This window comes from Bdellovibrio reynosensis (genome assembly GCF_022814725.1).
In the GTDB taxonomy this organism is placed as follows: Bacteria; Bdellovibrionota; Bdellovibrionia; order Bdellovibrionales; family Bdellovibrionaceae; genus Bdellovibrio; species Bdellovibrio reynosensis.
The window spans coordinates 3,288,067-3,301,877 of the sequence record NZ_CP093442.1; the positions used below are offsets into that span (position 1 = coordinate 3,288,067).

At 44.0% G+C, this 13,811-nt stretch carries 11 protein-coding genes; 5 read left to right on the plus strand and 6 right to left on the minus strand.

Going from position 1 to position 13,811, the window contains the following annotated elements; all coding sequences use genetic code 11:
* Positions 1–99 precede the first annotated feature (99 nt).
* From MNR06_RS15370 to MNR06_RS15385, 4 genes are read right to left on the minus strand one after another with little or no spacing between them, the layout of a single operon-like run.
* Complete coding sequence (locus MNR06_RS15370; RefSeq protein WP_243537337.1) at positions 100–2,499, minus strand: alpha/beta fold hydrolase; 2,400 nt, start codon at positions 2,497–2,499, stop codon at positions 100–102.
* Complete coding sequence (locus tag MNR06_RS15375) at positions 2,496–3,236, minus strand: formyltransferase family protein (protein WP_243537338.1); 741 nt, start codon at positions 3,234–3,236, stop codon at positions 2,496–2,498. The genes MNR06_RS15370 and MNR06_RS15375 overlap by 4 nt, the downstream gene beginning before the upstream one ends.
* Entirely contained in the window at positions 3,233–5,014 is a 1,782-nt protein-coding gene (locus MNR06_RS15380; RefSeq protein WP_243537339.1) for an AMP-dependent synthetase/ligase, read from the minus strand. Before MNR06_RS15380 ends, MNR06_RS15375 begins: the two co-directional genes overlap by 4 nt.
* Before the next feature lie 40 nt (positions 5,015–5,054).
* The gene (locus MNR06_RS15385; protein WP_243537340.1) at positions 5,055–7,016 is read right to left on the minus strand and encodes a serine/threonine-protein kinase; all 1,962 of its coding nucleotides are present in this window, start codon (positions 7,014–7,016) and stop codon (positions 5,055–5,057) included.
* Positions 7,017–7,081: 65 nt separating this feature from the next.
* On the opposite strand from MNR06_RS15385, the gene coaE reads away from it, so the two are divergent.
* Positions 7,082–7,690 (plus strand): dephospho-CoA kinase, encoded by a 609-nt coding sequence (gene coaE, locus MNR06_RS15390; protein WP_243537341.1) that lies wholly within the window; start codon positions 7,082–7,084, stop codon positions 7,688–7,690.
* On the opposite strand, the gene MNR06_RS15395 is transcribed toward coaE, so the two are convergent.
* The gene (locus tag MNR06_RS15395; protein WP_243537342.1) at positions 7,687–8,193 is read right to left on the minus strand and encodes a hypothetical protein; all 507 of its coding nucleotides are present in this window, start codon (positions 8,191–8,193) and stop codon (positions 7,687–7,689) included. The genes coaE and MNR06_RS15395 overlap by 4 nt on opposite strands.
* A 131-nt stretch (positions 8,194–8,324) precedes the next feature.
* Between MNR06_RS15395 and MNR06_RS15400 the strand changes: the two genes are divergently transcribed.
* Entirely contained in the window at positions 8,325–9,509 is a 1,185-nt protein-coding gene (locus MNR06_RS15400) for a PorV/PorQ family protein (RefSeq protein ID WP_243537343.1), read from the plus strand.
* A gap of 125 nt (positions 9,510–9,634) precedes the next feature.
* On the opposite strand, the gene MNR06_RS15405 is transcribed toward MNR06_RS15400, so the two are convergent.
* Positions 9,635–10,333: a hypothetical protein gene (locus MNR06_RS15405; protein ID WP_243537344.1), complete on the minus strand. Its 699-nt coding sequence runs from the start codon at positions 10,331–10,333 to the stop codon at positions 9,635–9,637.
* A gap of 194 nt (positions 10,334–10,527) precedes the next feature.
* Between MNR06_RS15405 and MNR06_RS15410 the strand changes: the two genes are divergently transcribed.
* The 3 genes from MNR06_RS15410 to MNR06_RS15420 are packed head-to-tail and all read left to right on the plus strand — an operon-like array spanning position 10,528 to position 13,781.
* The gene (locus MNR06_RS15410; RefSeq protein ID WP_243537345.1) at positions 10,528–11,613 is read left to right on the plus strand and encodes a hypothetical protein; all 1,086 of its coding nucleotides are present in this window, start codon (positions 10,528–10,530) and stop codon (positions 11,611–11,613) included.
* Between the two features lie 9 nt (positions 11,614–11,622).
* Entirely contained in the window at positions 11,623–12,672 is a 1,050-nt protein-coding gene (locus MNR06_RS15415) for an outer membrane protein assembly factor BamD (protein ID WP_243537347.1), read from the plus strand.
* Entirely contained in the window at positions 12,663–13,781 is a 1,119-nt protein-coding gene (locus tag MNR06_RS15420) for a PorV/PorQ family protein (RefSeq protein WP_243537357.1), read from the plus strand. Before MNR06_RS15415 ends, MNR06_RS15420 begins: the two co-directional genes overlap by 10 nt.
* Positions 13,782–13,811 lie beyond the last annotated feature (30 nt).

Sequence of the window (13,811 nt, forward strand, 5' to 3'; positions counted from 1 at the left end):
GTAAGTTTGACCAAATAAAGGCCATTAGCCCATGAAAATAATAGGATCATGGGCACGTAGGCAGCAGGACTGAATCTCTCTTGGATGAGAATCCACCAATTACGCAATAATCACCGCCGGGTCTTTTAATTGATCACGCAGCACTTTGTATTCAACTTTCGAGTGATGACGCGGATCCATAGGTATCTTATGGACAAACTTAATTTCGTCCACTGGGATTTTGTTTTTATCAAACACACGGCGAATTTCTTTTTTAGCAGCCTCATAATCAAAACCGTCTTTAGAAATTTCAGCTTTAAGCTCGATACAGGCATAAGTTGCCTGACCTAAATCCCTATGATCAACACCCAAGAAAGCGCAGCGATAAGTAAAGTCCATGCGTTTTAATAAGACTTCCGCGCGCACCGGGAAAAAGTATTTTCCAGCTCGTTCAATTGCATTGTTAACACGGCCTACGATCCACAGGTCTTTATTCTTATCAATGTAAGCAAGGTCACCCGTGCGATGCCAGACGCGGTTTTGTGCATCCATGATTTTAGTGGTTTTAAAGGCGTCTGGATTATTATAGTAATCTCGGCAAACGTGGTCACCTGTACAGATGAACTCACCAACTTCACCTTCTGGCAATTCTACTTTTGACCAATCACCATTTTGAAGTTCCACGGGGCCATCTTTAATGCGGATAAACTTAAAGTCGATGTCTTCGCTGATATGACCCACGTTCACACCTTCTTCGATGATTTCATTGTCTGTGATCGTACTTTCTTTTAGCATATCACGGCCTTCAATGTGGGCCATCGGCTCAGCCTCGGTAGAACCATACAAAATCCAAAGATCTGTTTGCGGGGCAATCTCATAGAAGGCTTTTACGTCATCTTTAGAAATCGGCGCGCCACCGGTGACTACACGGCGCAGTTTTGTAAGCTGAATGCCTTTTTCTTTACAGAATTTAGCAAGGCCCACAAGCATGCTTGGCGATAATGTCGTGCAGTTGATATTTTCATTGATGATTTGATTAGCTAGGATGGCGGGATCTTTTTCTGAGGGCGCTGCTAAATCCAGTGCCGGCAGAACTGTTGTTACACCCGATGCTAGGTTGTTTAAACTGAAAATAGGGAATGCCGGCATGTCCTTATCCACTTCTGTATAGGGGATAACATGGGAAAGGGCATGATGTTGCGCAGACAAGAATCTATGGGTGCGGTTTGCTCCCTTAGGTTTACCAGTTGATCCCGTAGTGAAAGTGATAAGAGCTGTGAATTCACTTTCAACCGCAGCTACTGGTGAAGGATCTTTTTTAAGAAGCTCTTCAAAGCGGTGAGTGAACTTGTCACCCGGTCCATATAAAATACGGATCGGCATTGATTTAAATTCGGGAACTTGATCAACAAGATCAAACGCCATTTTGAAGCTGATCATGGCTTTAGGATTTACGCATTCAGCTGAAGCACCAAGGTGATGGCTTCGTGCCCATGAATCCAAGAACACGGCGATGGCGCCAATTCTTTGCACGGCAAACATAGCCGTGTACATATCAAGACTCATAGGTAAAAAGATGATGACGCGATCGCCTTTTTGAATGCCGATATCTAATAGTCCGCGGGCGAAGGAATTAATTCTTGTCGCAAACTGCGCGAAGGTAATTTTATCGTGGGCAATAGGCGTGTGCGGATTGCCATCCCATTTTTGCAAAGCTTCGCGATTTGCCCAGGTTAAGGCAATGCGATCAGGGAACTCACGCAAATGCTTTTCCATATAGCCGATGACGTTGTTGCGTTCGTCAGAACCTGGATAATAACCGATTTTATTATTTCCTTGCGAAGAAGACATAGCTTTAATCACCTCTTCGGGGTGGGACCATAAAAGGCCATGACCCGCATCTTTGATTTCCACGGATTTAAACTTTGGATAATGCTTTAAAATTTCACTTTGAAAAGCGGTCGCTGAAATCTTATCTTGTGTACCAAATAGCGCTGTCACTGGAATGTCGCACACATCGGATTTGGACCATGGATTTTTCTGCATAAGAATTTTGTTTTGCGCCGTCTTCTGCCAAAACTTCCAATCCTGCAGCCGTTCTTTAACTTCAGAAAGATACTTATCATGTCCTTCTTGCAAAGGATGAATAAGGTCCGCAAAAAAGCTGTCTTTGCTTTTTGCATGGTTGCCTTGAATGATTTTGTCACCAAGAACTGGCAATCCAAGCAGGGTTTGCGCAAGACCACTAAGCTCACGCTCTGGCTTGATATAAGGGGTCACTAGAACCACGTGTTCGACATAGTCTTTGAACTGCGGAAGATTTTTAAGAATGCGGTAAGCACCCCAAGAATGGCCTAAAAGAATTTTTTTAGTTTTATCTTTTTTTAGAAGTTCCAACCATTGATCACTATAAGCATCAACAGCTTGCAAATCATATCCTTGGCCTTCAAGTTTCTTTTTCAAGATGGACCAATCTTCAGAATGACCAGGATTGCCGTGAAGTGCCAGGATGGTTTTCATATTTTGGTTCCTCTAAGTCGTAATCTATAGAAGTCTGTGATCTTCGGATTGCTCCGATACACGGTACTTGTTGTTTTTAAGTTCTCTTGGCCCTGGATCTTTCCCGTATTTTCAAGTTCTGCCAACACGTTCGAGATGGCTTTGGCTTCTAAGGCCGCACCCATTTCCAAAGAGGCTAAGTAGTCTTTTTTATCGGAGGGAACGACCTCGACCTTTAACAAGGCACCATCATCAAGTTTTGAGGTCATCTCATGAATGGAAAATCCCGCCTCGGTCTTATGAAGATGAGCCCAAAAATCACACATTAAACCGCGTTGATCAGGCAGTAATCCGTGATGGATGTTAATGCATCCCATTTTGGGAATGCTTAGCAGGTTCTTTTTAAAGAAAGAACGAGTTCTTGCATTTACAATTAAATCTAACTTTAAAGATTTTAAAAGTTCTAAGCTTTCAGGGGAGTTGATGTCTTTAACGACAAGAATTTTTTTGCCAGCCGCTTGATACGCTTGGATTTTTCTTTTTAAGGAATTATCAAATTGATTTTTAAGAAGCTGCAGTCCCATGAAAGGGGCGGCTCCTGAAAGGAAAAGAAGCAGAGCCTTTAGCACGATATCCCAAGAGCGGTTGTCTATGACGATAAGGCCTTGGATCCGTGGATCGTTTGCCAGCGGTAAAACCAGGCCATCATAGTTCTTTGGGACAAATGTCACCGCTGAGGTGACAAGCCATGCGTTCATAAATAAAGCTCTTCGATTTTATCCTTAAACTTTTGATCCAATACTTTTCTTTTTACTTTTAAAGACGGCGTAAGCTCGCCACCTTCCACAGAAAATTCATTGGGAAGGACTGCATACTTTTTGATGCTTTCAAAGCTTGCAAGCTGGGCATTAGCATCAGCAATGGCTTTTCTTACTAGGTCTTGGGCAAATGGAGTTTGCACCAGCGAATTCCAATCGCTGAATGAAACCTGTTTTTCTTTTGCCAGGCTTTCAACCGATGGACGATCCAAGGTCACTAAAGCGATAATATATTTACGTTGATCGCCATGAATGTGCACATGGGATACAAATGGATTCATCTTTAACAATCCATCAAGGCGCTGTGGCGCTACGTATTTACCACCAGCAGTTTTAATCAAGTCTTTTTTACGATCCGTGATTTTTAAATCTCCGCCAGGCATGATTTCGCCGATGTCGCCGGTATGAAACCAGCCATCAGTGAAAACTTCTTTGGTGGCTTGCTCGTTATGAAAGTATTCTTTCATAACCTTATTACTTTTAATTAAAATCTCGCCGTCTTCAGCGATTTTAATTTTCACATCACCAATAGGACGTCCCACGCTGCCAAAGCGATAGTTGAATGGCGTATTCACGCACACAGCCGCTGTAGTTTCAGTAAGACCATAACCCTCAAGAATTAAGATTCCTGCAGAGTGGAAGAATAAAGCAATATCTTTTGAAATCGGCGCGCCACCACTGATGGAAAAACGCAGACGTCCGCCAAAGGCTTCAGTGATCTTAGAAAGTACAAGCTTTCTAGCCAGTTCATACTTCACAAGCAAATCAAGGGGCAAGATCTGACCGCTTAATTTATATTCGCCAACCTTTTGACCAACATCCAAAGCCCACTTGAAAAGTTTCATTTTCAAAGGTTGGGTTTGTACTTGCGCCCAGATAGCCGCATAGATTTTTTCAAAGATGCGCGGTACTGAAACTAAGATAGTCGGGCGAACTTCGCCCAAGTTCCCTCTGATTTTTTCGATGCTTTCTGCATAGGCCATAGTAAAACCAATGTACATATGGCCCCAGTGCTCGATGCGTCCCAGGATGTGGGCATAGGGAAGAAAACTTAATGAAACGTCTTTTTCATTGACCCCGCATAAAGGGAAAGCTTCAGAAACTTCGCTGAAAGCCTGAAGGTGAGTAAGAACCACACCCTTAGGTTTTCCGGTCGTGCCTGAAGTGTAAAGCAAGCTTGCCATATCATCAGGTTTTAGTGTTGAAACTCTTGAAGTATAGCAATCTGCATGTTCTTTTAGATAAGCAAAACCAAGCGCGTTTAAATGTTTCCAAGTGATCACGTCGGGGTTAGAAGCGTTATCTTCAAAAACAATGACTTTTTCAACCAAGGGGCATTTATCTTTGATGCTATTAAAAACTTTTAAAGGACCTCGGGTTTCGCAAATAAGGATCTTTGCGCCACAGTTGTTAAGAATGTATTCAACATCTTCAGCTGTGTTGTTTTGGTAAATAGGAACTGTTACAGCTTTGATCCCAAGGATAGCGTAATCAGAAACAGACCATTCATAACGAGTATTAGCCATGATGGCAACGCGGTCCCCAGCCTGCACACCTAGCGATAGAAGTGCTGCCCCCACTTTTTCAATATCTTGAAAGTATTCAGACCAAGATTTGCTGTGCCATTGGCCATCTGCTTTAAAGCGAACAGCATCGGCATGAGGATTTCTTTTGGTCATGCTTAGAATAGATGGGCCCAGGGTGTCTAACTTCGTCATGGTGGCTCCTCAAGGTTGCAAATTTCTTAACGAAGAAAAATTATTTTAAAAATAAATCTATCATTTTTCTTTGGTCGGCAGGAACAGTGACTGTCGTTTCTGCTGAAAGACCGGTGGTCTTATTCAGGGCTTGGATTTTTACACCCACTTCAGCTTGAATAAGATAAGCATCGCCTGAAGGTTTGATGGATACAGGAACCCCTGCAATTCTTAACTCAGGATTCGCTCCGCCATTAATGATGTTAACCATCACCGAAGCCACACGCGGAAGTCTTTGCATAGTTCCTGTGAATGAATAAGCCTCATAGGTTGGAGTAATCGTAGTTACAAGGTCTGTGTAACCTTCTTTAACCAAACGAAGTCCAAACGGAGTGTTTGCTTTTACAGTTTTTCTAACAGGAGTGAATTCGCCTGTATCTACGCCATCGATCACTACGCGCGCACGCTCTGGAGTCGAGTAGATTGTGACGGTGTAGGCTGGAGCCGTAGCCGCCATATCCACTTGTTGTGAAGATGGGTCCGCTGTTGCAGTTCCAGTCGCCGTGGTTGCTGTCACTGTCGAAAGGCCCGCTGACGGAGTACGGTTGGGTTGTTTTTTACCAAGGAAGTTATTATAAAACCACCAGCCACCAACAACTAAAACCAAACCAATCACAGCCTTCATCGCAAGACCGGTGATGTCTTCGATAGAAGAAGACCCGCCATTTCTTGAAGAAGGGTAGGGATTCGTTGGAAGACCGTTAGGTGTTCTTGTCATTGTGCCATTGCTGTTACTAATACCCGTCGCATGGGTGCGAGTTTGCGTGATATTGGTGTTCGTCTGAGTATTTGTTTGCCCACCCATTCCCGGAGGTTTCGGAGGAGCTTTCAGACCGTCCAAGTTCACACGAATATCAGTTGAAGTATCTAGATCTAGTTTTTCATTTGCTTCATCTTCCATCGGCATAGGGGCTGGCATAGCACCCGGGCGAGGAGGAGCGCGCAGATCCGTTTGAGTCACGACAGTTTTATCATCTGCCGTTGACGCTTGAACTTTTGCAAACTCCACAAGTTTACGGCGTTGATCCAAGAAAGCAGCAGAAAATGCGTTTTTCATGAACACGCTAAAGTCGTGTGGAGAGAAGTCAGGATATTGAGTATTTAGGAAACGATTTAAATCACGATGCAAGTCTGCGGCTTTTTGATAGCGCAGGCTTTTATCTTTCGCTAAGCCCTTATTTACGATTCTTTCTAATTCCGGCGGAATAGAAGGATTGATTTTGCGAATCGAAGGGATTTGGCATTCACGGATTTTTCTTAAGATCGCCGCTTCACTGTTTGAAGTGAAAAGACGGTCGTTAGCTAAAAGCTCCCAAAGAACAATCGCTAAAGAGAAAATATCTGTGGTGTTATCAATGTGCTGGCCATCAGCTTGCTCTGGGCTCATGTAACCGTATTTCCCTTTAAGGGTTCCGGCTTTAGTAGCTTCCAATTGAGTTTCTGCTTTGGCGATACCAAAATCGATGATCTTCACTTCACCTTCAAAGCTGACCATGATGTTTTGCGGACTCATATCACGGTGAACGATATTTAAAGGTTTACCAGTGGTGCCATCAATACAACGGTGAGCATGGTCAAGACCTGCTGCCACCTCTTTGATCATGAAGACAACTTGTTCTGGTGTGAATTGCGTATTTGATTTTTTTAGTTCATTCAAGATCTGGCGAAGATTGCGTCCTTCGACGTATTCCATCACCAAGTAAAATTGCCCTCGCTCAACCCCGAAATCATAAATGGAAACCACGTTTCCATGATTGAGATTTACAGCAATCTTTGCTTCTTCTTTAAACATATCAATAAATTCTTGGTGATCCGAATATTGGGGAAGAATTCGCTTGATAGCGACGAACTTATTGACACCTACGGCTCCCGTAGACTTTGCTAGATACACTTCGGCCATACCGCCCGCGGCGAGACGTTCCAGAAGGATGTATTTACCAAACTGCTCTACAGGTTGAGACATGAAAACTGATTCCCCTTTGTGAGGACTATCGGTAAAATAAAATGAATCCTTAAGGAGATTTGTCTATGAGATGGATAGGACTGACCGGAGGTATAGCTTGTGGTAAGAGCACCGTAAGCCGTCTGCTCAAAAATCACTCCATTCCGATTATAGACGCTGACGAGATTGCTCACGAAGTCGTGCGGCCTGCTTCGCCTGGACTTAAGTCGGTTGTTCATCACTTCGGAAATGAAGTTTTGAATGAAGACGGATCGTTAAATCGACGCAAGCTTGGCCAATTGGTGTTCGGTCATCCCGAAAAATTGAAAGCCTTAGAATCTATTCTTCATCCACTTATTCGGGCTGAAACCCAACGTCGTCGCCAAGTACTGCTGGATATGAACGCGCCTTTAGCGATTTACGATATTCCGTTACTGTTTGAAACCCACGCTCAAGATCAGTTTGATGCCATTGTGGTAGTAACTTGCACTAAAGAACAACAAAAAGAGCGACTGCGCCGTAAAAACGGGTGGAGCGAAGACGAAATCGATATGCGCATTGCCTCGCAAATTCCCACTCAGTTTAAAGAAAAAGAAGCTGATTTTATTCTAGAGAACAACCGCGATGAACAGCATCTGCTGAAGGAATTCCATCGCTTGTTAGCCTGGTTGGAAGAACAGAAAAAACAAACCTAGAATCCCCAGTTGTAACCAAATTGCGCAAAGATATCAGGGCCAGTGATGGCGTAACCAATGCCAACTTCCGTGGTGAAAGTATCACCCACGCCCGCTGATGCTCGGAATCGCCAACGGCGTATTTCAACGAACCCGGCTAACTCTCCAGCGCCTTCAAGAAATAAGGCACCTGATAATCTTAAGTACGGAATGTAATCGTATTCAGGACAGCAGTAAAAGCGGCGTCCTGCAGAAAGGCCAATGAGGTTGCTTGAATTCACTTCAACTTGATAATCCCAAGTCGGAAACTCACTCCACAAGGGAAGATAGCGAATTGCTAGATAGGGCCCTTGAGAAACTTCATCCGCTTCTAGATAATTTCCACCCGAAAATCCCAGCGAAGTATTTAATAGGTAAGTCGGACTTTCCTCTCGGAGTTCAGGATCAATGGGTACTAAGTTCGGGTCTGGTTCCGTCGATAATGGAGTCGTTTCTAGTGTTGTTTTTGTTTGAGGCGCCGCCATTGTGTAAGGGGTGCTCAAGACGAAGGTCAAAAAAAGTAGAGAAAGAAAAACTCGCATACGACAAAGTATAAATTATGTCTACAATCAATGTCGAGGGCTCCTTTGCCCTAATTTTTTTGGAGGCAGATTTTATGTCAAAAAAAGGAACCGTCGTTCTAGCAGGATTGATGACTCTTCTTGCGGGACCGATTTCTTTGGCTGCTGAAAGCATCAGTACAACCATCCATCACTCTTACCAGGCGCCGCGAGCGTTGGGGATGGGAGACGCTTTCGTTGCCGTTGCAAATGATTACACAGCCATGTTTTATAACCCTGCGGGTTTAGCACGCAGAGAAGACGGGCAGATCAACATGTCTATGTCTTTTGCTGGTACGCCTGGTGTGATGGATTTTTACAATGAGTTTTCTGAAATTGAATCGTCGGGCCAATCTGAGTCTGATAAAACTCAAGCTATTTTGCAATTGATTGACGACCATTACGGTGAATCTATGCAATTCCGCCTGCAACCTCTGGAAGGTGTGTGGGTTCGTCCTAACTGGGGTATCGCTTTAATTCCTGCTGACGTTAGCTTGGACTTTGCTATGCATCGCCAAGTAGGACCAGCGATTGATACGACTCTGTATGCTGATACGACATTGGCACTTTCTTATGCGGATGATATTAAATCTGTAAGCCATGGCCGTCTTTCTGTAGGTATCACAGGAAAATTCGTCAATCGTGCATTCTTCAGTAAGTCAGTGGCAGCTTCTGATTTCGCTTCTCAAGATGAAGTCATTCAGACTTCCGATCTTTTAGAGGGTTATACTCTTGACGCTGATATCGGGGCGTTGTGGACACCGGAACTTCCTGACTCGGGAATGTGGTCTGTGCTTCGTTTGGCTCGCCCCACTTTCGGTGCGGTCGTTCGTAACGTCGGTGAAGTAGGATTTGGTCAAAGTCTTGGTTTAATTAACAAAGAAACGCAAAACGATACTCCTGAAAAATTGTACCGCGTGGTGGATTTAGGAAGCCGCTGGGAATATCCAAGCATGTGGATCTTTGGGGGGCGCGGTGTTCTTGATATCAGAGACATCAACCACCCTGAATTTAGCTGGAGAAAAGGTCTTCACTTAGGTTTTGAGTTCGACTGGACAATGACTTCATGGTGGAAAGGACACTACCGCTTTGGTATGAGTCAGGGATTCTGGACCGCGGGTCTTTCTGCGGAACTTGGAATCTTCAACTTGGATCTAGTGAGTTATGCTGATGACGTTGGAACTCGCAATACGCCGGTTGAAAGTCGTTTCTATGCTACGAAATTGAGCTTGGATTTTTAATCCGCGGTCGCGGGCAGAGCTGGAACGCCGGCCGGCGTGGAAGCTGGAGCAGCTTAAAGTTCAAAGATAAAAAAAACGGAGTCTTTAGACTCCGTTTTTATTTTCTTCCCAGTCAAATCGGAAAATTAATTTTCATTCCAGTGTTCAAGAAGAAGTTGACCGATTGTTTCAGCATCAGCTGGATCATTGATATCAATAGTTCCATCTTGTGCTAAGGCTTCATCAATCGAACCGCACATGTCTTCGTTAGAAACAGTCAACGCGCAAGAAGCTGTATAGACTGCCTGAATAGTCGAACCAACGTCCTCTGCAACTTGGCCATCTGGGACAGTTGAAAGCTGTTGTAGGATTGCTGCTAGTTGCGCTTCAGGATCACCGCCTGAACCTAAAACTCCACCATATTCATTTAGAATTGTGGCAGTTTTAGCCATCGCACCAAGTAACTGTAAACCTTCGCTTCCTGAATCTTGACAATATTCAAATGTAGTATTCGCACGCTCTCTTGTATCAAAAGCTAAAACCCCAAGAACACCAGCAGAACTTCCGCCAGACTCATTCATAGTATTTAAAGCCTGGGAAAGATTCGCGGGACTAGCAACTTGGTAAAACCCTGCAGCACATCTTAATTCGTTAGCTCTTTCAGAATTCAAGCCAGATATTTTAGTCATGCATGTATCTGCTTCGGATTCGCTTTGTGCATCGTCCAAGCAATACTGAGCTTCGGCTAACATGTCTTTTTCAGTTTGTTCAGCCTCACATCCTGTGAGTAAAAGTGATGTGCAGCTAAGTGCAAGCAAGGTTGCGGTAAGTTTAGAGAATCGCATCGAGATCTCCTCCATAGAGTCTTTTATATATAACTTATCGGAATTGCTTCTTGGGCCTTAACGGCGGAGGTCGAGGTTCTCTAAAAATGAGACGGGGAACCTGTACTTTTGACCTTATTTATTGGAAATGTCTCAAACTGAGCCCGAATTCTGCCGATATATAAAGTGGTTCTAAATTTTCAGCGAGGTAGTCTGTGAAAAGGATTTTATGGATCGCGCTCTTACAATTTATTTTTCTTACGGCGTTGAGCTTCAATGTCAGCGCAAGAGAGCGTCGCAGTTTTTATAGTGGTGCCCGATGCCAAGCCATGGGCGGGGCGTGCATCGCCGTCACGAATGACGAAACAGCTCTGTTGGTGAATCCCGCAGCGCTTGGAAAATTACGTGATTTTTACGGAACTATCTTCGATCCGGAATTAGAATTCGGATTTGAAACTCAAGGTATTTATCAAGATCACAATTTTTCAAACCCATACACTTTAAGCGATATCGTTCCTGCACTGAACGTGAAGCGCGGCGCCCACTATCACGCGAAAGCCCAAGTCTTTCCTTCCTTTGTTGGCAGAAACTTTGGCGTTGGTATTTTTAGTAATTATATTCTTGATGCGAAGATGGCAGACGATGGAAGTACTGTCGATGCATTTTATCGTAACGACCTTGCCTTTGCCCTGGGTTTCAATTTCCGCTTATGGGATGGACGAATCAAGATTGGTTTAGCGACGAAGATCGTAAGTCGTATTGAAGTGGATGATCCTTTATTAAGTGCCACAGGTCCATTGGATTATGAATCCATAGCTGCCGAAGGACTGGGATTATCAAATGATGTGGGTCTCATTTTGACTGCCCCATGGGCTTTATTACCTACAATTTCTGCTGTAGCTCGAGACGTTGGAACGACTACTTTTGATTCAGCAGAGGGTGTACGAATGGACACAGCCACTCGTCCCAATATGGTAAAACAAGATTTAGACGTCGCTATGGCGATTTTCCCGATTCATTCAAATAATATTCGCAGTACATGGACGGTGGAATACCGTGGCTTATTAACCTCAGAAGATGAACCGGATAAAGCCAAATTGTTACACGCAGGATATGAGGTCAACTTCGGGGATGTGTTCTTTTTTCGTGCCGGTTATAATCAAAGGTATTGGACAGCAGGCATGGAGCTTTCATCAGAACGTTTTCAGTGGCAAGTCTCTTCTTATGGTGAAGAGGTCGGAACTGTGGATGCGCCCGTCGAAGATCGCAGATACACTTTCAAATTTGCCTATAGATTTTAAGGACGATGTATGAAGAGTGTTAAAAGAATTTTTATCATTTTCTTAAGTGCTGTTTTAACCACCTCGTGTGGTGATCCGAATCTATTGACTGAATTTTCAGAAACAGATTCTGACGAAGCTTTATGGGTCGACGCCAAAAAACACATTGATGATCTTGAGTGGGATTCCGCGATTGATATTATCGAAAATCAATTGAGCGCGGGATATCAAGAGCGTATCGATGTGAAAGAGGGTTTAGCTGGAGCTTATGTTGGCAAATGTGGCTTAACTTTCTTAGAAATCGTTAGCGGAATGACGGATGCTCCATCTTCAAATCTTTTTGAATACTTCATGGGTATTTTTAAAGATATGGAATTAGAACCTGAACACTGTGAAACTGCGATTGAAATCATTCAAGGCTTGGGAACTGTATCGCAACGAACTCAAGATCAAAATTTATTTTTAGCGATTCTTGGGATTGCTCGTTTGGGTGTGACTTTAAGTTATAAGTTAGATCAAGTGGATCATGACGGGCAGATGGATGCAAATTCCAATGTATGTAACGATCATTCTGGAGGTCAACTTTCGCCTTGGCCGATGCCAGTATATCAGTTCATGCCTCGACAAACTCCAGTGCCGGCGCATTATTTAAATGATGCTGATATGAGAAAAATAGTCTCAGGATTTGGATTGATTATAGAGAATCTCGCTGCTCTAACCGCTGCAATTGGAAATGACAGCGACACTATCACCGCTTTAGATGATTTTAAAGCGGATTGTCAGGAGGCTTCCGGGGATGTTGCTTGCGACATCACGGATCCGGACGATGTTGATGATGCTTTGATGAAATATGCGTTCAGAGTATTCATGGATACTTCGGATGTGGGATTCGGAACCTGTTCGTTGAGTACACCGTTGCCAGTCGATGACATTGCAGATTTGGTAGATGATTATCTTAGCGGCAGTGATGCCGACGACGATCCTGAACCCGATACTGCAGATGACGACGTTGATGTAGACGTTACTGGCTTATGCTGTCCATCTACTTTACCTCCAGGATTTGATAACCCATGGGATTGATTTATGTAGTACTTGTTATTTTATTAAGTCCAGTCGTAGGCCATACCCAGGAACTCTACGAACCCTTCCGCGGAATTCGTTCCCTGGGCATGGGTGGAGTTGTCATTAGTATCGTCAACGATGCAGAAGCTGTCTTTCATAATCCGGCCGCTTTAGGACGAGTAGAGGGATTAAATATCCATCTTTTAGAATTGGGTCTGGGCGGAAGAATGTTGTCTCCAGAAGATCTTGCTGCCATTGAAGGTATCGATAGTGATGACCCGTCGACCTACAACGATCTTTTTGGAACGCGCTTAAATTTTAAAGCTAATGGGGCCTTGGGGCTTGCTTTGCCATACTTCGGGGTTGGCTATTACACGGATTATGATCTTTCATTAGAACTGCACAATCCAGGTTATCCCGAATTCACAACTTACTTTAAAAATGATTCGGCAGTTTCAATTGGAGCGGCTTATCCCGTCGGTCCTAAATCATACATTGGTATGGCACTGAAACGTATGACTCGTTGGGGTGGAGAGACTCAAGAATTAGGTTTAACTACCGTTGCCAACGCCGGTGATATTCAAGGTGTGATGGATGAATTTGAAAACAAAGGCCAAGGTTATGGTATTGACCTTGCCTTGTTAACGGAGGTTCCCGCTCCATTAAGTCCTGTGCTGACCGTCGTGTGGCAAGATGTGGGTAGTACCGCTTTCACAAAAACCGGTGGGGCGGATGCTCCTCCGCATGTTCCCCAGAATCTTTCTGCCGGTGTCAGCTTAGGCCTGGATTTGCCCGGTTTAGATTGGGTGTTTGCGATGGAAGGTCGCCACTTGTTAGAGCCTGAAGTGCAGATTGGTAAAAAGGTTCACATTGGTACCGAAATCTCAATCCCATTTTTGGATTTAAGAGCGGGTATCAACCAAGGTTACATGACTTATGGTGTAGGCTTTGATTTCTTAATTTTCCGTCTTGATGCTGCAAGTTACACAGAAGAGCTTGGCATCTATCCCGGGCAAACAGCGGATAATCGAGTTATGATCGGTCTTAGCATCGATTTAGGCTTTGATGCTAACTTTAATTTCACTGATAATAGCGGTAAGAAAAGAAAGCTTAAACAGCGTCGGTAGAACGTGCTAAAACACTCCGGCGTCGCTGGA

Bases quoted from the DNA above. Each gene is read 5' to 3' on its own strand.
- MNR06_RS15370 (WP_243537337.1), bottom strand. From the start codon at position 2,499: ATGAAAACCATCCTGGCACTTCACGGCAATCCTGGTCATTCTGAAGAT.
- MNR06_RS15375 (WP_243537338.1), bottom strand. From the start codon at position 3,236: ATGAACGCATGGCTTGTCACCTCAGCGGTGACATTTGTCCCAAAGAAC.
- MNR06_RS15380 (WP_243537339.1), bottom strand. From the start codon at position 5,014: ATGACGAAGTTAGACACCCTGGGCCCATCTATTCTAAGCATGACCAAA.
- MNR06_RS15385 (WP_243537340.1), bottom strand. From the start codon at position 7,016: ATGTCTCAACCTGTAGAGCAGTTTGGTAAATACATCCTTCTGGAACGT.
- coaE (WP_243537341.1), top strand. From the start codon at position 7,082: ATGAGATGGATAGGACTGACCGGAGGTATAGCTTGTGGTAAGAGCACC.
- MNR06_RS15395 (WP_243537342.1), bottom strand. From the start codon at position 8,193: ATGGCGGCGCCTCAAACAAAAACAACACTAGAAACGACTCCATTATCG.
- MNR06_RS15400 (WP_243537343.1), top strand. From the start codon at position 8,325: ATGTCAAAAAAAGGAACCGTCGTTCTAGCAGGATTGATGACTCTTCTT.
- MNR06_RS15405 (WP_243537344.1), bottom strand. From the start codon at position 10,333: ATGCGATTCTCTAAACTTACCGCAACCTTGCTTGCACTTAGCTGCACA.
- MNR06_RS15415 (WP_243537347.1), top strand. From the start codon at position 11,623: ATGAAGAGTGTTAAAAGAATTTTTATCATTTTCTTAAGTGCTGTTTTA.
- MNR06_RS15420 (WP_243537357.1), top strand. From the start codon at position 12,663: ATGGGATTGATTTATGTAGTACTTGTTATTTTATTAAGTCCAGTCGTA.